This window comes from Vibrio sp. RM-69-4 (genome assembly GCF_024743775.1).
GTDB lineage: Bacteria > Pseudomonadota > Gammaproteobacteria > Enterobacterales > Vibrionaceae > Vibrio > Vibrio anguillarum.
On the sequence record NZ_JAMQXI010000060.1, the window covers coordinates 64,071 to 84,275 of the forward strand.

At 45.8% G+C, this 20,205-nt stretch carries 13 protein-coding genes; 7 read left to right on the forward strand and 6 right to left on the reverse strand.

The features are described from left to right. Positions 1 to 35: 35 nt before the first annotated feature. Positions 36 to 1,217, forward strand: a complete 1,182-nt coding sequence (gene cqsA / locus NB504_RS09005) for an alpha-hydroxyketone-type quorum-sensing autoinducer synthase (protein ID WP_013868490.1) — start codon at positions 36 to 38, stop codon at positions 1,215 to 1,217. A gap of 86 nt (positions 1,218 to 1,303) precedes the next feature. Here cqsA and NB504_RS09010 read toward each other — a convergent pair whose 3' ends face one another. From NB504_RS09010 to cra, 4 genes are all read right to left on the reverse strand, one after another. Then, positions 1,304 to 3,355, reverse strand: a complete 2,052-nt coding sequence (locus tag NB504_RS09010; RefSeq protein WP_258428684.1) for a response regulator — start codon at positions 3,353 to 3,355, stop codon at positions 1,304 to 1,306. Positions 3,356 to 3,493: 138 nt separating this feature from the next. Then, entirely contained in the window at positions 3,494 to 6,535 is a 3,042-nt protein-coding gene (locus NB504_RS09015; RefSeq protein ID WP_258428685.1) for an SMC family ATPase, read from the reverse strand. After that, positions 6,535 to 7,677, reverse strand: coding sequence for an exonuclease SbcCD subunit D (locus NB504_RS09020; RefSeq protein ID WP_258428686.1), 1,143 nt, complete (start codon positions 7,675 to 7,677; stop codon positions 6,535 to 6,537). Before NB504_RS09020 ends, NB504_RS09015 begins: the two co-directional genes overlap by 1 nt. Positions 7,678 to 7,819: 142 nt before the next feature. Next, positions 7,820 to 8,950, reverse strand: a complete 1,131-nt coding sequence (gene cra / locus NB504_RS09025) for a catabolite repressor/activator (RefSeq protein ID WP_170900860.1) — start codon at positions 8,948 to 8,950, stop codon at positions 7,820 to 7,822. 223 nt (positions 8,951 to 9,173) lie between these two features. Here cra and fruB point away from each other — a divergent pair, with 223 nt between their 5' ends. From fruB to NB504_RS09050, 5 genes are all read left to right on the forward strand, one after another. Next, positions 9,174 to 10,316 carry a fused PTS fructose transporter subunit IIA/HPr protein gene (fruB, locus tag NB504_RS09030; protein WP_258428687.1) on the forward strand — a complete coding sequence of 381 codons (1,143 nt, stop codon included), beginning with the start codon at positions 9,174 to 9,176 and terminating at the stop codon, positions 10,314 to 10,316. 10 nt (positions 10,317 to 10,326) lie between these two features. Next, positions 10,327 to 11,280, forward strand: coding sequence for a 1-phosphofructokinase (pfkB, locus tag NB504_RS09035; RefSeq protein ID WP_013868484.1), 954 nt, complete (start codon positions 10,327 to 10,329; stop codon positions 11,278 to 11,280). Positions 11,281 to 11,298: 18 nt separating this feature from the next. Then, on the forward strand, positions 11,299 to 13,041 hold the full coding sequence (fruA, locus tag NB504_RS09040) for a PTS fructose transporter subunit IIBC (protein WP_094163156.1): 1,743 nt from the start codon (positions 11,299 to 11,301) through the stop codon (positions 13,039 to 13,041). 141 nt (positions 13,042 to 13,182) lie between these two features. After that, positions 13,183 to 13,560: a hypothetical protein gene (locus tag NB504_RS09045; protein WP_234912201.1), complete on the forward strand. Its 378-nt coding sequence runs from the start codon at positions 13,183 to 13,185 to the stop codon at positions 13,558 to 13,560. A 53-nt stretch (positions 13,561 to 13,613) separates the two neighbouring features. Further along, positions 13,614 to 14,300 carry a DedA family protein gene (locus NB504_RS09050; protein WP_026027215.1) on the forward strand — a complete coding sequence of 229 codons (687 nt, stop codon included), beginning with the start codon at positions 13,614 to 13,616 and terminating at the stop codon, positions 14,298 to 14,300. Positions 14,301 to 14,627: 327 nt separating this feature from the next. Here the strand turns inward: NB504_RS09050 and NB504_RS09055 are convergent, their stop codons facing one another. Beyond that, positions 14,628 to 15,341 (reverse strand): response regulator, encoded by a 714-nt coding sequence (locus tag NB504_RS09055; protein ID WP_258428688.1) that lies wholly within the window; start codon positions 15,339 to 15,341, stop codon positions 14,628 to 14,630. Then, positions 15,331 to 16,761 carry an ATP-binding protein gene (locus tag NB504_RS09060; protein ID WP_258428701.1) on the reverse strand — a complete coding sequence of 477 codons (1,431 nt, stop codon included), beginning with the start codon at positions 16,759 to 16,761 and terminating at the stop codon, positions 15,331 to 15,333. Before NB504_RS09060 ends, NB504_RS09055 begins: the two co-directional genes overlap by 11 nt. Before the next feature lie 115 nt (positions 16,762 to 16,876). Between NB504_RS09060 and nifJ the strand changes: the two genes are divergently transcribed. After that, entirely contained in the window at positions 16,877 to 20,161 is a 3,285-nt protein-coding gene (gene nifJ, locus NB504_RS09065; protein ID WP_258428689.1) for a pyruvate:ferredoxin (flavodoxin) oxidoreductase, read from the forward strand. Positions 20,162 to 20,205: the final 44 nt, after the last annotated feature.

Sequence of the window (20,205 nt, forward strand, 5' to 3'; positions counted from 1 at the left end):
TGGCATTTAATTAAAAACATATAAAGGATATAACCATGAATTCACGTAAGTGGAAACACGAACTACCGGCTTCTATACAATCTAGAATTGACTATTTTATCAATGATTTGATTAATGCAAATGCTAACGGAAAACACCTAGTCCTGGGGAAAAGGCCAACAAAAAACGATATAGTGTTACAAAGTAATGATTATTTAAGCTTGGCTGATCATCCATTAATTAAAGCACGGTTGAAAAACGCCATCGATAAAACACATGATAGTGTTTTTATGTCCGCTATTTTTCTACAAGATGAAGAGTCTAAACCTTCATTAGAAACGAAATTTGCAGAATTTGTAGGCTTTGATAGTTGCCTTCTTTCTCAATCAGGATGGAATGCTAATACAGCCTTGTTGCAAGCTGTGTGCGGGCCACAAAGTAACGTCTACATTGACTTTTTTGCTCACATGTCAATGTGGGAAGGTGCTCGTTATGCTAATGCCAATATTCACCCATTCATGCACAATAATTGTGAGCATTTACAAAAACTGATCGCTCGACACGGCCCAGGGCTCATCGTGGTTGATTCGATTTACAGCACTATCGGTACGATTGCACCACTCACCGATTTGGTCACTATCGCCAAAGAGTATGGATGCGCCATTTTAGTTGATGAGTCGCATTCACTTGGCACACATGGCGAAAAAGGTGCAGGACTTGTCAGTGAATTAGGGTTAACTGCAGAGGTTGACTTTATTACAGCTAGCCTTGCGAAAACATTCGCGTATCGCGCTGGCGCTATTTGGGCGAATAATAATGTGAATCACTGTATCCCTTTTGTGGGTTATCCCGCTATTTTTAGTTCAACTATTTTGCCTTATGAAGTCGAAGCGTTAGAAGCGACATTGGACATTATCAAATCAGCCGATTCTAAAAGAACTCAGTTGCACCGCAATGCACACACACTGCGTCGTGGACTAAATAGTATAGGGCTAAGCGTACGAAGTGAGTCCCAAATCATAGCGCTAGAAACCGGAGATGAACGAAATACAGAAAAAGTTCGCGATTATTTAGAAGAGAATCAAATATTTGGTGCTGTTTTTTGCAGGCCTGCCACTTCAAAGAATAAAAACATTATTCGGCTTTCGTTAAATAGTAATGTCACTGACTCACAAATTGACACCATATTAACCGTGTGTGAAAGGGCCCAAAATGATAGCAGTCTCTATTTCAAGTAAGTCACGCATCGACATACTAAACCAATGGTGCAATCTCAAATAAGAAGGATAAGGTAAGGAATAACCCTAGGGTTTACCTAGGGTTATTAAATCCAGTGACTTAATTTTTTTAACAATAGCGTTTTATCCGCTGGTTTTAAAACGTAATCATTCATTCCTGATGTACGGATTTTTTCTATCGTTGAAGGGCTATTGTCACCCGTGTGCCCAATAATAGGCACTTTACTGTAAGAAGCGGTGGATGAACGGATAGATAAAGTGGCCGAAATACCATCCATAATCGGCATTTCAATATCCATTAACACCAAGTCAATTGAATTATTGGCCAACATTTGTAATGCTAATTCCCCATCGCTCGCTTGCAGTACTTCATACCCTTGCTTTTCTAGCAACAGAGCGGTGAAGCTACGTAAGGAGTGGTTATCATCGACCAACAAAATTCGTTTTTCATAATCATATTGTTTTAACGGGATAACATTTTTATCGGCAATAAGCTCTTCCGTTTCAAAGAGTAGTTCATCAATAATCGCCGATCCATCCAATAACAATTTGTGCTTTTCAATTGGGTAAATGGTTAAATGACGCTCCATCGTCAGCGCGTAACGCTGATTTTGGTCATATAAATAGCAAACTTTTGCTTGTGTAAAATGCAGTTTAGGTTCCAGTTTGGTTAAGTAATCCGGCGTTTCATCCAACGTTTGCAGATCCACAAAGATCAGATCAAACTCAAATTCAAACTCTTCTCGACGCAAAGCACTCTCAGCCTCTAAGACATTAAGCTGGAAACCAAGATAGAACGATTTCTCACTGAGATAACGATTCACTATGCTCGTTTTGCCAATATAAAGCAGAGATTTCGCCTTCATTAGATCGAGTTTAATATTAGCAACGGCTTGCGAATCATACTCGGGAAACGTTAAGGTAAACTCCGTCCACTCTCCAAGTTCAGAACGGCAGATAATATCCCCTCCAAAAGCATGCATTACTTTACGGCAAAAGGGTAACCCCAGACCATAGCTGCCATTTTTACCGAAGGTATAAAAGTCTTTAAAAATATCGTCCAACAAATGAGGTTCAATACCAACACCATTGTCTTTCACTGTAATTTGGTGGCAATTCTCACTTGATTTCAAGGTGATATGGATATTAAACATATCGTTATTTTGATAGTAGAACGCATTCTTGAGTAGATTATAGAGCACGTATTTTAACAGTGTACTGCTGCCTAAAAAATCAAAGTCATCCACCACCTTAAGAGTCACTGCCTGCCTGTCTTCTGGTCTTTTATAAGAAAAACTGCGCAGTGCCTCTTCTATAACAGGCTTTACAGCATGCTTTTTAAAGGTCGATGTTGAGACCCTATTTTGATCAATCGAAGTTAACAGCAAATCAATGGTCTCATTACCGGAGCGAATGACTTCATCAGCATCTCTTAATAGCCCAGCAATCAGCTCTAAATCTTTAGACGGTAGCGTATAAGATTCTGATTTGGATGCCGTAGGATTGAGCAATACTGAACCCATTACTTCAATTGACGCTTTTAACGCACTTAATGGATTTCTCATTTCATGCGCAATCCCTGCGCCAAAAGACTTGGCAATTGATACCTTCGCTTCATGTTCAATTTGGTTACGAAAATAGAACAGGTTGCCAAAAATGTAAGTAAATAGAAAAATCGGTACGTACGGCCATTCCACCATCACTCGCAGTTCCGCGTCCATTACGCCATAAGTCACAAAGTAAGCACATGCTAATGCAATGGCGGCTTGAATCAGCATAACTTTTGTTTCGTGGACTAAGAGGATATGGAGGAAAATAGACGCCATGAACGACATCGCCCAGATCGTTGACCAATCGTTCATCAGCATCATGTAGCCAAAAAAGAATGGCAAACAAAATCCTATTGAAAACAAGTAATAGTAAGGTAAGTAGTGCTGTAAATGTTTCGGCGTTGAATTGCGAAAAATAATCCCCGCAAATAAAATGGCGCAAATCGCCCGTAACTCCATACTTTCATAAGGTTGTGGAAAGAGATAAGTCCACACGTAATAATAGAGGGGAAAACCAATGAACCCCATCCATCCCACAAGGGTGAGGTTCGGCTCAGCGTACTGGTATATTTTTTTTACTACGTCCATGCAACCTTACCAAACTGATATATTCATTTTTATAATCATCATTATGCATAACCTGGTCTTTTTAAACGTCGAAGTGAGTCACACTCGCCACGCTATGCTTATTAATAACTAGCACAAGATAACCTACATTCCCATTCATTATGCAACAAGTCTTATTGAACTGCCGTTGTTTCTCGCCACATCGACATCAATGCGTAAGGCTATTTGCTCTTTCAGCTCGCTCACGTGAGAAATGATGCCGATCGTTCGGCCTCCTTGTTGTAAGTCGACAAGGGTTTGAATCGCCAAGTCCAATGACTCAGGATCTAAACTGCCAAAACCTTCATCGATGAACAATGTATCCAGTTTAATACCGCCGCTGTATGATTGCACCACATCCGATAACCCCAGCGCTAATGACAACGCCGCCATAAAAGATTCACCACCTGACAAGGTCGCCACATCTCGCCATTTTCCGGTGTAGCCATCTTCGACCATCAGATCAAGCCCTGAACCCACATTACCTTTGGCGCGATCTTCTTTACGCTTGAGCAGGTAACGCCCCTTACTCATGATCTGCAGCCTCATTGAGGCTTGGATCAGCACATCATCTAACAGCACGCCAAGAACAAAGCGGTGTAAACTCACTTTAGCGCCTGTTTTGCCGTTGGCGATATCGCTCAAAGTCCCAAATACTTGGTACTCTTGCTCTAAGGCTTCATTTTTTATATGTAAAATAGCGATTTTTTCTTTCACACTGGTTAAGGCATCCATTTTAGACCGTAACGTGCTCCATTGATCCAATGCGCTTTGCTGTAACATGGCTACAGCCTCGACCGCGCTTGCATACTCAGCAAGATTGGGCTCACTTTTTTCACTAAGCTCACTGGCTAATGTTTGAAGCTGGGCGTTTAACGTCGTACTTCTTTCATCAAATTGTTTGATCTGCTTTTCAAGCTGCTCGATCTGCTGCGAAGATAAACGCGCCTGTAAATAGTGCTCAGTATCGTCGAACTGGCTCTCAATCAGCGCACTGTGCCACTGCTGCTGTGACTGCGTAAACGCATTTTGCCAATGTATCTGGTGTTCGACCGCCGCCGCCAACGCCGCTTTCGCACCAGAAAAATCGGCGTTCGCTTGATTGAAGCGCGCTTTGGTTTCCGCATCTAAACGGTTGAGATTAGCCAATTGCAGCTCTAACTGGGTTAAAGATTGGTGCAAATGCAAACTGTCTTGATACGACTCCGGGATCCCTTGGCTTAAGGCAGAAACTTCAGTCTGCTCTTTGGCAACCGTCAGGGTGGCTTGTTCGACTTTATGCTGCTGCGTTTCAGCATTTTGCTTAGCTTGTGCTAACTGCAATTCTAATTTTGCCAATTGTTGAGCTAATTGCTCTGGATTGAGCGATTCAAGATGAGCAATGGAATGTTCAAGATCGCTTTGAGCTTGCTGCAGTTGTACTAAACTTTGCGTATTTCCAGATAATGACTCCCTCAAACTTGCCATCTCTTGCTCAAGCCGTGCGTATTGGGTCGCTCGTTGCTGTTGCTGTTTTAGCGTTTCTTGCTCTGTGGTTAGTTTGTTTTGCTGTATCGCTCTCGCCTGCTGCACTTGCGCCTTAGTCACCGTTTCTCCGGTATAACGCGCTAATTTAGGATGATCGCAACTGCCACACACCGGGCACTCGTCGCCTTGCTCCAAGGTTCGAGCCAGCTCTGCGGCTTGATTAGTGTGCCAAATCAGCTCTAATTTATCGGCTTGCTGTTTCGCGTCCAATGTTGCGCGCTGTGCCAAATCAAACTGCTGCTGACTATGGCTCAGTGCAGCTTGCTCTGTGGCTAAACGCTGTTCAAGCTGCTGCAGCTTTAATAAGCGATCAATCTGCTGTTTGATGGTTTCAAGCTCTAAGCGCTGGCCTTTTAACTCAGCCAACTGCTGGCTAACTCTTTCGCACTCTTGACGCTTAAGCATAATTTGCTGCTCAAACTGCTCAACAGCGGTGCGCAAGTTGTGGCGATTTTGCGTCGCGAGCTCCACTTCACGTAAGGCTTGTTGCAGCGCTTTTTGATGATGTTCTCGCTCAACAAGCTTAGTTTTGATTAGGTTTAAGTCATAAATTTGTTGCATCAGATTCGGCACTATTTTGACTTTTTCTGCCGCGTCTTCTTGAGCCGCTTTAGCTTGTTGCCACTGCTGTTGTGACTGTGTAAGCGCTTGTTCTTTTTCGACTTTTACTTGGTTGGCCGCTTCTAACTGACGTTGTGACGATTGTAATTCGTAATAGGGTGAATCTAAGCGCGTAGCTTGCAAGGCTTGATGCCTTTGAGCTTTTACCGCATCGATGACTGACGATTGTGCATCGTGATCGGCTTTAAGTTGCACGAGTTGACGCTGCTCTTGAAATTGTTTAGCAAGGGTTTGCGCCGCTTTTTGCTCGCTGCTCGCTGCATCCAACCTTTGCTGGGCATCTAGGTACGCTGCGTGAGCGGCCGTTAATTGGGGTGACAGCTCAGCAATGCACGCTTCAAGGTATGACTCGCTAGTTGCGTTCACGACGTCCAATGCGCCTTTAATTTGGTGATCAAATTCTTCTTTCGCTTTGCGGATCCCCGCCGCTTTCTCAAACAGCGCTCGTTCAATTTGGCTATAAATGTAAGTTTGAAACAACTGACCAAAGATTTGCTCCCGCTCTTTGGAGTTGGCAGTCAGTAATTCACGAAATTTCCCTTGGGGGATGACCATCACTTGGCGAAACTGTTTTACATCTAAACCGATCAATTCCACCATGGCTTTACCGACGGGATTGGGTTTGTTAGCAAGCAATTTCATTTCGCCATCGACCCATTCAAACAAGCTCGCGGCATGGGATTTTTTTGTTGAGCCTTCACCGCGTTTTTTCGGCACTTCTTGGTCGGGCGAGCGATCAACTTGGTAGATTCGCCCGCCAAGCTCGAACTGGTAGCTGATTTCGGTGAGCGTGTGCGGGGCCGCGTAGTCGCAGCGCATTTGATCACCAGTACGCTCACTGCCTGTCGTTTCACCATACAAAGCGTAGCAAATGGCATCGAGCAGTGAACTTTTGCCCGCTCCGGTTGGACCATTAATCAAAAATAGCGGCGAGGCTCCCAAGGCGGTAAAATCCACCACTTCTTTATGAGCAAAGGGGCCAAATGCTTGCAGAGTCAATTGTATTGGACGCATTAGACTTGGGCTCCCGGCTTTAGTGCTTGAATGACGTCGATCATCGCTTGCTCTTGCGCTGCGGTTAACGCTTCTTGCTTAGCTTCTAAGAAAAAATCGCGGAACATATCAACCTCACCGCGTGCCAAACGTGCACGCCCCATTGCTTGATCAACTCCCACCAACATGCCCGGTTTTTCTAAATGCAGTACGTTGGGGTAGGATTGACGCAGTTTTTCCATCGGGTCCAGTATCGCGTGTTTGTCGGTAAGACGAACCAACAGATAATCGTGGTTGTGTGGGTCTGTTTTGCCTTGCTCTATGATCTCCAGCAACTCACCTTCAATAATACGCATGCTATGAGGAGCAGTCAGTGGCACATGCGTGGCGCTGGCAAAACCTTGTTCATCAAATTCAACCAAGGTCGCTCCTTTCTTGTGGTGCTGCTCTGAAAAGCTGTATTTCATTAGAGAGCCAGAGTAACGGATATACTCTTCCCCCTTTTTCTGCGGTTGGTGCAGATGGCCGAGCGCAACATAATCAAAAGGTACAAAGTGTTGATGACTGACACGATCAGAGCCGCCAATGGACAAAGGACGTTCAGAGTCAGATTCGATAGCGCCATCAACAAAGCAGTGGCCAATCATAACGTGACGTTGTGACGGATTCCACTGCGATATAATCTTCTCAATAAGGTATTGATGGGCTTCATCATGGCTGGTTACGGACTCTCCAAAGTGGTGGCGAACGACTTCAGGGTCGTTATAAGGCATACCATAAAATGCCACTTCACCAGCAGTGGCTGATTTTAGCACCACAGGCTGCATCATCTGTTCAAAATTGCTAATAATGTGCAAGCCCGAGTGTTGCATCTGCTTGGCCGCAAAGCCTAAACGCTTCGCCCCGTCGTGGTTACCGGGGATCATAATTAAGGGGATGGAAAGCTCGTTGCACACCCGGTTGACTATATCATCCATCAATTCAATGGCTGCAGTCGGTGGAACTGAACGATCGTAGATATCTCCGGCGACGATTAAAGCATCCACCCGATTACACTGCAGATACTCAATCAACTGATTGAGTACTGCGCGCTGATCATCCAATAAAGAAACGTTGTGAAATTGTCGACCGAGATGCCAGTCAGAGGTGTGAAGAAACTTCATTCCAACCCTAAAAATATCGAAAATCAAAGTGCTTCATAATACGCGATTAACCAAGAAAAGCGACGTAAGATCGAGAAAAACAGAGCTTAGGTTACGTGAATTTTCTTGATGACTTTATAAAAATTAAGCTAAAAAGTGACCATCAATAGATACGAACTTTCAGTTTACGAGGCACCAATTCGATCCCAGCTTGATAACGTTTTGCCGAAGCGTTGAGTGCTAACGCGAGTGCGCTGTCGGCAATCAATTCAAACTGCTGCGGCAACGAGTTGATTTTAATCGGCAAGAAATCAAGTAAACGATTATCACCAAATGTCGATAACTTCACACGATTCATCAAGCTTGGGTTTTCAAACAATACATCTAAAATCCCTTCAAGCAGGGTGTAGGAAGTCGCGACGATCGCATCTGGCATGCTGTTGTTGGCGATCCATTCATTCACCACTCGTTTGCCCTCTTCTCGATTAAAGTGCGCGCCATAACCGATAACACTGTGCACAGTTTTCGCTCTTAACGCGGCTTCAAAACCCAACTGGCGCTCTTGCGAAATATTAAGCTCTGGTAATGCACCGACCAAACCAACGGTTTTAATCTCCGGCGTTAATAGAGAGTGAGTCAATTCAAACGCGGCGTTGAAATCTTCACTGATCACACAGGCGAAAAATTCATCATCTAACGGGCGGTCAATCGCAATAACCGGAGTGCCTGAATGTTGCAACTTGAGATAAAACTCACTGGCGTGAGGAATCGCGCTGGCGACAAATAGCGCATCGATGCGGCGTGAGACCAAGGCATCCACCACCGACATCTCGGTATGCGGGTCATCGTCCGAACAGGCGATGAGAATTTGGTAACCCGCTTGGCGAGAGTTCTGTTCTAACAATTTAGCAAGACGCGCGTAACTGGTGTTCTCAAGATCAGGGATGATGAGCCCAAAAGAGCGGCTATTTCCTGCTCGCAAAGCAGAAGCGGCGTGATCGGGACGGTAATTATGAGCATCCACCACGGCCATCACTTTCTGCTGGGTTTTTTCACTAATGCGGTACTTCTGCGCTTTGCCATTGATTACATAACTGGCGGTGGTTTTAGAGACTCCCGCTAACTTCGCTATCTCATCTAGTGTCATATCAACCACTCTTGTTCTGTGCGTCGGATCATAGAACTCATTTTTTGATCCTTGATGAAGTTGAATTATACGCTGAATCGATTCAGTATAAAAGCTGAAAGGATTCAGCAAAATTACAAAATGATAACTAAGGCTACATTTGACCATCACTTCATCGATGTAAAGATCACCAAATGTGAGTGTTATAAAAAATGAGCAGTGCGAGTAAATTGAACAGCGCCATTTTTCGTCAAAAATAGGTTTGCTGAATTTTTTTGGGAAAAAAGCTGAAACGATTCAGCTTGAATCAATCATATTAATAAACTATCACTTAGGTGAAATCTATACTTCAAAGTGATAACGAATTATGCCGTAAGGCAAAGAGGCCAAAATGCTGCAACTCAATTCCAACAATATTACTTTGGGCCAATCACCCACGAACAAGCAAGAGGCGATTCGAGCTATCGCAGCGGATCTAACCAACAAAGGGTTCGTCGAAGCAGGTTATGTCGATGGCATGTTTAACCGTGAAGCTCAGAATTCGACCTTTCTTGGTAATGGTATCGCGATCCCACACGGTACAACCGATACACGTCAACTGGTTAAGCAAACGGGTGTTGCCGTTCATCACTTCCCTAACGGCGTTGACTGGGGTAACGACGCAACGGTTTATGTCGCGATTGGTATTGCCGCGAAATCCGATGAACATTTGGGCATTCTGAAACAACTGACGCAAGTGTTGTCCGCCGATGGCGTTGAAGAGAAACTGAAACAAGCGTCCAGTGCCAATGATGTCATTGCACTCCTCAATGGCGAAGTGCAATTTGAGCCTGATTTTGATGCTTCGTTGATCCAACTGCTTTTCCCTGCCAGTGATATGGTACAGATGAGCGCCGTCGCTGGCGGTTTGCTACGCAATACCGGCTGTGCCGACAATGAATTTGTTGCCGAACTGGTCACGAAAGAGCCAACCCACTTAGGCAAGGGATTGTGGTTAATCAGCAGTGACAAAGCGGTCAAACGCACGGGCATTTCGTTTGTGTCAACCGCCAATGCGTGTGAATACAATCAACTCAACGTCAAAGCCTTGATCGCAATTGCCGCTTGTAATAATGCTCACCAAAACATTCTGGATAAGCTCACGCAGCTTGTGCTTCAGCAACAACAAGAAACCTTGCTCAATGCGAATGCTGCCCAATTATTGGCTTTCTTCAGCAATGACAATGAGCAAACTCCAGCAAATGATGAGAGCGCAGCAAGCAAGGTCGCGGTATTCAAAATCAAAAACGCACATGGTCTGCACGCTCGTCCAGGAGCGATGTTGGTGGCCGAAGCGAAGAAATTTGAAGCCAATATCAAAGTGTCTAACTTAGATGGCGACGGAAAAACAGCCAACGCGAAAAGCCTGATGAAAGTCATTGCGCTGGGCGTAAAACATGGCCACCAGCTTCAGTTTTCAGCTGAGGGGGCAGACGCCGAGCAAGCATTAGAATCGATCGGTAAAGCGATTGCTTCTGGTCTAGGTGAAGGGTGAGGATTAAGCCATGACAAATAAAGTCGTCACTATCACGCTAAACCCAGCGCTTGATTTAACAGGTAGCTTGGATGTGCTGAATGTTGGCTCAGTGAGCCTAGTCAAACAAGGTTCACTTCACGCCGCAGGTAAAGGGGTTAATGTTGCGAAAGTACTGAGCGATCTCGGTGCAAAGGTGACTGTGACCGGCTTTCTTGGCCGTGATAACCAAGAGTTGTTCTGTCAGCTATTTGATCAGATGGCCGCAATTGATGAGTTTGTTCGTGTTGATGGTGCAACCCGTATTAACGTGAAATTGGTGGAGCAATCGGGTGAAGTGAGCGACATCAATTTCCCCGGAGTTGAAGTGACGCCGCTTGCCATTGAGCAGTTTGAACGCACTCTCGAGAGATTAGCCGCTGATCACGACTATTTTGTGCTCGCTGGCAGCTTGCCACAGGGCATCTCCCCAGCATTATGTGCTTCGTGGATCGAAAAACTGCACTCCATGGGTAAAAAAGTGCTGTTTGATAGCAGTCGTGATGCCCTCAAAGCGGGTCTTGACGCAAAGCCTTGGTTGATTAAACCAAACGATGAAGAGCTTTCTCAGTTTGTGGGGCGTGAACTACACACTCCTGAGCAATGCCAAGCTGCCGCCGCGCAACTGGCCGAAAAAGGCATTGAAAATATCGTGGTGTCGATGGGAGCAAATGGCGTGATGTGGTTGAACCAACATCAATGGCTGCATGCAAAACCACCACGTATGCAGGTCGTTAGCACTGTTGGCGCAGGCGATACTTTAGTCGCGGGCCTTTGCTGGGGACACATGCAGCAGATGGAAAAAACAGAACTGCTTACTTTTGCCACCGCCCTCTCTGCGTTAGCTGTTACGCAAGTCGGCGTGGGTATGTCAAACCGAAAACAACTCGAAACCCTACAACAACAAATCCAATTACAACCCGTTAGCTTAAGCGCTAACTCATAAGGACAGAAGGTCGTAACTATGAAGATTGCTATTATTACCGCATGCCCCAGTGGCGTTGCAAACAGCATCATTGCTGCCGGGCTGCTTGAACAAGCGGCAAAATCGCTCAATTGGACCGCTGTGGTTGAATGTCATTCCAGCATCATTCAAGGCCATACGCTCTCTAGCAGTGAAATCGACAACGCAGATGTGGTGGTTATTGCTCGTAATACACCAATAGATACCACCCGCTTTATCGGCAAAAAAGTGTACCAAAGTGACATTTCAGCCTGCACGTCTGATCCCGTTGCTTTTTTAAACAGCGCGATAAATGCAGCGACTATCCTAACTGAGCAAGAGGCAAAAACGGTGTCTGCGCCAGTCGTAACGCAAGCCGCTAAAAAAATCGTGGCTATCACCGCTTGTCCAACGGGTGTTGCACACACCTTTATGGCGGCAGAAGCGCTAGAAAACCATGCAAAACGCCTTGGCCACCAGATCAAAGTAGAAACACGTGGTTCTGTGGGCGCGAAAAACCAACTCACGGCGCAAGAGATTGCTGATGCGGATTTAGTGATCATTGCGGCCGATATCGAAGTGCCACTCGATCGTTTCAACGGCAAAAAACTGTACAAAACCAGTACTGGCCTTGCACTGAAAAAAACCGAGCAAGAGATCACCAACGCGTTTAACCAAGCGTCTATTTATACGCAATCGTCAGCGTCTAATAATAATCAAACCGAAGAGAAAAAAGGGGTGTACAAGCACCTGATGACTGGGGTATCTCACATGCTTCCTGTCGTAGTCGCGGGTGGTTTGATCATCGCACTCTCCTTTGTGTTTGGTATTGAAGCGTTTAAAGAGCAAGGCACATTGGCGGCAGCGCTGATGACCATTGGTGGCGGTTCAGCCTTTGCATTAATGATCCCTGTCATGGCGGGTTTTATTGCGTTCTCGATTGCTGACCGTCCGGGGCTTGCTCCTGGTTTGATTGGCGGGATGTTGGCAAGCTCTACCGGAGCCGGTTTTCTTGGCGGTATTGTGGCCGGTTTCATTGCAGGTTACGCCGCTAAATTCATTGCAGATAAAGTCTCCTTACCTCAATCGATGGAAGCGCTAAAACCAATCCTCATCATTCCATTTGTGGCGAGTCTCTTTACTGGCTTGGTGATGATCTACATCGTCGGTGGCCCTGTATCGAGCATCATGGCTGCAATGACTGAGTTCTTAAACAACATGGGCTCAGCCAACGCCGTACTTCTGGGTGTAATCCTAGGCGCGATGATGTGCTTTGACTTAGGTGGGCCGATTAATAAAGCAGCGTATACCTTTGGTGTTGGTCTACTTGCTTCGCAAACTTACGCACCAATGGCCGCTATTATGGCTGCGGGTATGGTGCCAGCGTTAGGTATGGGCCTTGCGACTTTCCTTGCCAGAGACAAATTCGAAGCCGGTGAACGTGAAGCGGGTAAAGCCTCATTTGTACTAGGTTTATGCTTTATCTCTGAAGGGGCAATTCCATTTGCAGCGAAAGATCCAATGCGCGTTATCCCAGCTTGTATGGCAGGCGGCGCGTTAACGGGTGCACTGTCTATGCTGTTTGGCGCGAAATTAATGGCTCCGCACGGCGGCTTATTTGTCCTACTGATCCCAAATGCGATTACACCTGTACTGATGTACCTAATCGCGATTGCGGCTGGTACGGCGGTGACTGGCTTTGGTTACGCCTTCCTTAAAAACCGCGCAAAAGCGAGCGAGAGCTCAACCGCGGCAGCAATATAATTTGCATCATTAATATTTAACTATCATGAGTGAGCAGCAGCGCTGCTCACTTTTTCACGCTTTTCCAGGGCTAAAATTCCTTTACACGCACCGCTGACACGCCGCATACTCACCCTCAGTTTAAGTAGCCTCGCGATAGTTATGATCCAGTCATTGATGTTTGCCTTCTTGTTTAGCTTATTGAGCCTGTTCTCCTCGCTCAACCTCAATGCTACACAAAGCTTTTCGGCGAGTGAGTCTACGACAATCCAGCATGTTCATTTTTCCAGTCATCCATTTTTTGTTGATCGTGATGCAGCGATATTAACCACAAGGCATGAGTCGCCACGAGTCAGTGGGCTTCGGTTAATCTCAGATGACGACGAAGAGACGAGCGCAGAAACTACCCTACTTTTTTACACTCTCAGTACCACTGCGTTTGTCGTCATTTGTTCTCTGTATATAGGTCAATCAACTCACGTTTTTGTGCGTAAAGCACTGCAATTTTCCAACCTGTATTCACGCTTCGCCCACGCTTAACACCTTTTTCAATCGGACCAATTATTACTATTTACTGATTGAGGAAGCTTGTTATGAATACTTTTTTGTCTATTTTCTCTGCCTTATGGCATCAAGATCTGTTTGCGCTACAACAGGTCGATCTGTCGTTACTTTACCTCTGCATTGGGTTACTTATCTTCGTTGAAAGTGCATTTATTCCAGCAGCGCCGCTGCCTTGCGATAGTGTGATTGTACTGTGTGGTAGCCTTGCGGCCGTTGGGGTACTCAACCTGTATGCCATTATTGGCGTGCTGGTTTTTGCTGGTTGGCTGGGCAGTGCGATCGCCTTTTATCAAGGTCACCAGCTTAAAGAGTGGCGATTAGTCTCAACTTGGCTCAACAAAGTCTCAGAAAAACAGTGGCGCACTACCGATAACTTGATCCAAAGGTATGGGCTACTGGCCATGTTCATGGGGCGCTTTCTGCCGGTAGTTCGTTCTTTGCTGCCTATGGTAATGGGGCTGCGTAATGCAGTAACACCAACACGCTTCCTGCTCGTCTCACCACTGAGCGCGCTGGCGTGGATTCTGTTTTTGGTCGGCTCAGGCTTAGGTATTTCTCTTTTGCCCGACAAGCTTGCCAAAATAGCCAATCATGCGTTGATATTAGCACCACTGATGACACTGTTGATCGCTATCTCAACGGTACTGGTGGGTTGGTTAATGCGTAAACGTTCACTGCAAAAAGCCCCTCGTATCAGTGAAGAAAGCCAATTATAGCGGCCTTACGCCACGGTTCAAATGGCCGTGGCGTTCGTAATCGAATGAGCATAGCAGCGAGCCTCGCTGACAATAGATAAAAAAAGGGCTCAAAAGAGCCCTAAAACAGAATAATTAATTATAAATGTAAAAAGCTTGCGCTCCTTACAAAACGGCTAAAGATGTGTGTATTTGTTACGTGCTCACTAATCCAATATCTCGCAAAACATCCCACTAACATTTCACGCTGGCTCTGCCTGAGTACTTAACCGATATTGAGTCTAACAAGCGCTTCGTATAGATGCTGTATGGATAGCAAGGCTCGATATAAAGATTTTATAAAGTAGCCTAAACCGCAAACGGGTCTGATTCGCCTTCTACCAACCGGTATCCTACCCCTGTTTCTGTAATAATATGTTTAGGTTGGGCTGGATTTTCTTCCACTTTATGACGCAACTGGGCAACATGAATACGAACATAATGATGATGTTCAATGTAGTTACTGCCCCACACTTCTTTTAAAATTTGCTTATGAGTCAAAACCTTGCCCATATTTCTCACCAAAAGTTTTAAAATATTGTACTCGGTTTTGGTCAGTTTTAACGGTTCACCACTTTTAGTCACTTGCTTAAATGCCAAGTCGACAACGATCTGGCCGAATTGGTAGCAAACCGACTCTTGAGGCTGAGGTTGGCTCAGTTGGCGTAACGCGACACGTATTCGCGCTAGCAGTTCTTCACTACCAAATGGTTTAATCAAGTAATCGTTGGCTCCCGCATCAAGTGCTTGAACCTTATCTGATTCCTTATCACGGGCCGAGATGACAATGATTGGCGTCTGCGTCCAACCCCGAAGCTCTTTGGTGAGTGCAATACCTTCCATATCTGGTAAGCCTAAATCCAATAAAATCAGATGCGGATTCCAGTTTGCGACTAAGGCTATCCCTTGCTCTGCTGTTCCAGCCGTTTTGACTTGATACTGATAACCGCTGATCAACACGTTGAGAAAACGTTGAATCGGTGCTTCATCTTCAATGATCAAGATTTTAATTTCACTGTTCATACAGTCCCTTTAAATCGTAAAGTCGGCATGGTATCGCCACGGTAAAACTAACACCTTGGCTTTCACGGTTGCGAGCAACTATCGTACCGTGATGTGCGGTGACGATCACTTGGCATATCGCTAAGCCAAGCCCTGTGCCATCGACTTGGGTATGGTTGAGTCGATAAAAACGCTCAAAAATTCGGGTTAATTCTTGCTCAGGAATACCGGGGCCATTGTCCGCTACTGTTAAAATAAACGCCTCATCGCGGTATTCTATCTGGATCTCTATCTCACTTCCTTTAGGTGTATATTTGGCTGAATTTTCAATCAGGTTAGAGATAACCTGTTCAATCAATAAACTATCGAGTTCAACCAACATTGGTTCACTTTTTAAATTCACATGATGGTAACGCAATCGTCGAGATAAACGGCTCAGTGCACTGCCAAGCACTTCTTCAGGTTCGACCCAATCCAACTTAGGTACGAGGGCCGCGCTAGTGTAACGCGTGATATCAAGCAGTTTTGTTAAACTACGATTGAGCCGTTCACCTTGCTCAGCGATCGATTTCAATAGCTCATCTTGCACCTCTTGATCCAGCTTCAACCCCGCATCGGTCAACGTCGTTGCCACGCCAATGATCGTCCCTAATGGTGTTTTCAAATCATGAGATACTGATGCTAATAACGTGCTACGCATGGTTTCTAATTGATTAGCCGTTTCCACTTCCGCAAGCGCTTGGTTAGCTTGCGAACGTGCCAGTGACAAACTGAGTAATGAAATGACCCACGGGGTAACTTTGGCCTGTTGATCTTTTTCAACCGCTAATACGCCCAATACTGTCTCTCGATCTTTAAGCCAGTGAATGGTGGTGGTCGCAGGTACATGACGGCCATCAAATTCTTCTAGCTGGACATACGGAAACGAATCGTTTTTTGCAAGCAGATGCCAGTGAGGGTGAGCAGATAAAATCGCGCTCGGCAAGCTCAGCTCTTTATTAAGAAATTGCACGGTCGCCTGCGCAATTTGCTCACTGGTTCGCAGTGCCGACAAGTGGCAAGCAAGCTGATAATAGGTCTTATGGCGCATCTGGAGGTGCTTATTTTTCTGTATTTGCTTTCTCTGTGACTGTGTTATATTGATCGCGAACATCCCACTGAACACCATCACCGAAAAAGTAATCACATGCTGTGCATTCTTAAAACGGAACGAACTGTAATCCGGCAATAAGAAGTAGTAATACACTATGACGCCCATAATGGTCATGAGGTATGCATTGCGTGGACGAAGTAGTGAAGCACTAACAATGTTGAGCAATAAAAACAGCATTGCCATGTCTGTTTCTAAGATATTTTTTCGGTAAATCACGCCCACCGTAGTAACCAACACATACAGGCATATCAATAAGATGACCCGTTGTGTCTCGTTTACTCGCGCCATGTTTAGCGTCTTAACCATCTTTGTTTCTCGTGATTTTGTCACCTTAGTGACGGAATCATACATCTTCAGACGTAAGTCGCAACGATTGCGATAAACACAAGAGGTTTCCAGAGTAATGAATTGGATTACTGATGCTAATACTGCGGTAGCAAATATAGCCTATCAATTAAGTGAAGTGATTGCCGTATACCCGATAACGCCAAGTACCACCATGGCCGAGTGCTGTGAAGCATGGTCGGCAAAACATCAGCTCAATATCTTAGGGGAGACACCCGAGGTAATTGAGATGCAATCTGAAGCGGGAACCATTGCGGTTGTGCATGGCAGCGCCATGAGCGGTGCATTAGCCACGACGTTTACTTCTTCGCAAGGATTATTATTGATGATCCCCACTTTATATAAATTGGTGGGAGAGCTGACTCCGTGCGTGATCCATGTCGCCGCACGCAGTGTCGCAACCCATGCCTTATCGATTTTTTGCGATCACTCAGATGTGATGTCGATTCGGCAAACGGGCGTTGCCATGTTATGCGCAAGCAACGGTCAGCAAGCACAAGACATGGCGTTGATATCGACCATGGCTTCACTGCGCAGTCAGTTACCGTTTGTCCATTTTTTTGATGGATTTATCACCTCTCATACCTTAACTAATATAGACATGCTCACCACCGAGCAGGTAGCGCAACTTTTTCCCCATCGCGCATTACTTGAATTTCGTCAGCGCGCCTTAACGCCCGATCGCCCAACCTTACGCGGAGCAACGGCAGGTCCAGATACTTATTTTCAATGCCGCGAAGCGCAAAACCGCTATCAACAGCATGCACCCGATGTTGTCCAAACCTGTATGGATGAGTTTGCGCAGCTCACTGGACGTGCCTATCACTTAGTAGAGTACTGTGGCCATCCACAAGCTACACGAGTAATCATCGCTCTTGGCTCGGTCAGTGAAACACTCAACCAATACGTTCAAAGCAAGCCAGATGAGAGCGTCGGTGTTGTCACCGTTCATCTCTATCGCCCTTTTCCTACTCAAGCATTACTCAACGCCTTGCCTGAATCGGTACAGCAGATCAGTGTGTTGGACCGCACTAAAGAACCCGGAAGTAGCGGTGAACCGCTGTATCTGGATGTGCTTGATGCCATTTACCAAAGTGGTCGACCCATTGAGTTATTCCGAGGCCGTTATGGTTTATCGGGAAAAGCTTTCTTTCCAGAAGATGCGCAGCACATTTTCGCTATGATGCGAAATGAGCACGGCTGGAAAAGAGAATTCGTGGTAGGAATCGATGATGACGTCACTCATCTTAGCCTACCCGTTACCTCACAGCCTGAACGAGAAGAAGCGCTGCAAACGGTGTTGATGTACGGCTACGGTGGTGATGGTAGCATCTCGGCAGGAAAAAACGTGCTCAAAGCTCTTGGCAAGCAAAACCACTGGTATGTGAATGCTCAGTTCGAGTACGACTCGAAAAAATCACGCAATCTTACGACGACGCACTTGCGACTCTCCGAACAACCGATCCAAACTCCGTACCCGATCCGACAAGCCAGATTAATTTCGCTCAGTCAATTAGGCCTACTGAAAGACATCGATATCACGCAGCGATTTTGTCAGCGCGCGCTACTATTGATCAACACATCGCTTACAGGGCAAGCACTGTGGGATTCTCTGCCATTTGCATTGCAATCGACTATTCAAGCTAAACAGATCAAAGTGGTGACGATCGATGCCGATAAGTTAAGCGCTCAGCATCAACTCAAAAACAAAGCCAGCGTCGCTATGCAAGTAGCGGCGACTTTACTGCTCAGCCCAAGCCAAGAACCTTCTCAACAGCGTGCAACTTTGCTGGTTCTGCAAGCAATGTGCAAAACGCAATTACAAGGAAAACCTGACGCACTTATCGAGCGTAACCTCGCGTGCATTGAGGCAGCAGCGCACGAGATAAACGACTCACCTTTCACCATCACCGCACAAACCTCGCAAACATCATTTGCGATCAAAGAGCGCAGCCAACCCGCTTCTTTGGTGGAACGGTTACTCGCTGGGAAAGGAGGAGATTTACCTGTCTCTGCCTACCCTGCTGACGGGATTTGGCCAACCAATACTTCTTCTTTAGAGAAACGAGATATCTCCGAACAATTACCAGTTTGGGATCCGGATCTCTGCACTCAGTGCGGTTACTGTGTATCGATATGTCCGCACTCAGCAATTCGTGCTCGGGTGTTCGAACCCAACGAAGCACATCAAACATCGACCGCGCTTAAAACCATGCCTTATCGCTCTCGTCATCAACAAGATGCGCAATACACATTGCAAGTATCGCCCGATGACTGCACTGGCTGCCAACTCTGCGCGCAAGTTTGCCCAGCCAAAGACAAGCGCGACCCTGAGCAGAAAGCGCTGACTATGATCAGTAAGCCGCTTTGTTATGAACAAGAACAGCAGCAGTTTGCCCAGTTTAATACGCTGCCAATACAAAACATCCACCAACAGAGCCGTATTGATGTCAAAACCATCCAGCATGTTGAGCCTTATTTCGAATACCCTAATGCTTGCGCTGGGTGTGGTGAAACACCTTATATTCGGATTTTGACCCAGTTATTTGGTGACCGACTTTATATTGCTAATGCCACCGGATGCTCTTCCATTTTTGGTGGCAATTTGCCCACAACACCCTACAGCCAAGATGCTCAAGGAAGAGGACCTGCATGGGCAAATAGCCTATTTGAAGATAACGCGGAATTTGGGCTGGGAATGCGATTAGCCGTCAAAGCCTTAGGGGCGCGAGCACAAACGGCCTTTGCTCAACACTCCCTTCACGGCAGCAATGAGTTACTCACTGACATTGATGAGCGTCGACAACAACTGAGCAAGATAAAATCAAGCTTAACGTCAGACACTCAGCATGCCGAATTAAAGCTATTACTTGATTATTTGATTGAAAAACAGGTATGGCTGATAGGTGGCGATGGCTGGGCTTATGACATCGGTTTTGGCGGCCTTGACCATGTGTTACGCAGCGGTGAAAACATCAATATCTTAGTACTCGATACTCAATGCTATGCCAACACTGGTGGGCAAAAATCCAAATCAACCCCACAAGGAAAAACAGCCAAACTGTGTAGTTTACCCAACCCAAATCCCGCCAAAGATTTGGTTGCTCTTTACCAAAACCTGCCCGGTATCTATGTGGCAAGAATCGCTTTAGCGGCCAATATGAACCACACGATCAAAACGCTACAAGCGGCTGGGGAACATAAGGGGCCATCATTGGTTGTCGCCTATTCTCCATGCATTGAGCACCATTATGATCTTGCGCAGAGCGCTGAATACACCAAGGCACTGGTTAAGCAAGGTGACTGGCCACTGTATGCGGCGCTTGGCAAAAACGTTGAATAACACACCTTAACCCTGCTAAGAAATAAGCCGTTCCTTGATAAAGA

Coding starts and splice junctions, on each gene's coding strand:
- cqsA (WP_013868490.1), top strand. CDS start 36: ATGAATTCACGTAAGTGGAAACACGAACTACCGGCTTCTATACAATCT.
- NB504_RS09010 (WP_258428684.1), bottom strand. CDS start 3,355: ATGGACGTAGTAAAAAAAATATACCAGTACGCTGAGCCGAACCTCACC.
- NB504_RS09015 (WP_258428685.1), bottom strand. CDS start 6,535: ATGCGTCCAATACAATTGACTCTGCAAGCATTTGGCCCCTTTGCTCAT.
- NB504_RS09020 (WP_258428686.1), bottom strand. CDS start 7,677: ATGAAGTTTCTTCACACCTCTGACTGGCATCTCGGTCGACAATTTCAC.
- cra (WP_170900860.1), bottom strand. CDS start 8,950: ATGGTCAAATGTAGCCTTAGTTATCATTTTGTAATTTTGCTGAATCCT.
- fruB (WP_258428687.1), top strand. CDS start 9,174: ATGCTGCAACTCAATTCCAACAATATTACTTTGGGCCAATCACCCACG.
- pfkB (WP_013868484.1), top strand. CDS start 10,327: ATGACAAATAAAGTCGTCACTATCACGCTAAACCCAGCGCTTGATTTA.
- fruA (WP_094163156.1), top strand. CDS start 11,299: ATGAAGATTGCTATTATTACCGCATGCCCCAGTGGCGTTGCAAACAGC.
- NB504_RS09045 (WP_234912201.1), top strand. CDS start 13,183: ATGATCCAGTCATTGATGTTTGCCTTCTTGTTTAGCTTATTGAGCCTG.
- NB504_RS09050 (WP_026027215.1), top strand. CDS start 13,614: ATGAATACTTTTTTGTCTATTTTCTCTGCCTTATGGCATCAAGATCTG.
- NB504_RS09055 (WP_258428688.1), bottom strand. CDS start 15,341: ATGAACAGTGAAATTAAAATCTTGATCATTGAAGATGAAGCACCGATT.
- NB504_RS09060 (WP_258428701.1), bottom strand. CDS start 16,761: ATGGCGCGAGTAAACGAGACACAACGGGTCATCTTATTGATATGCCTG.
- nifJ (WP_258428689.1), top strand. CDS start 16,877: ATGAATTGGATTACTGATGCTAATACTGCGGTAGCAAATATAGCCTAT.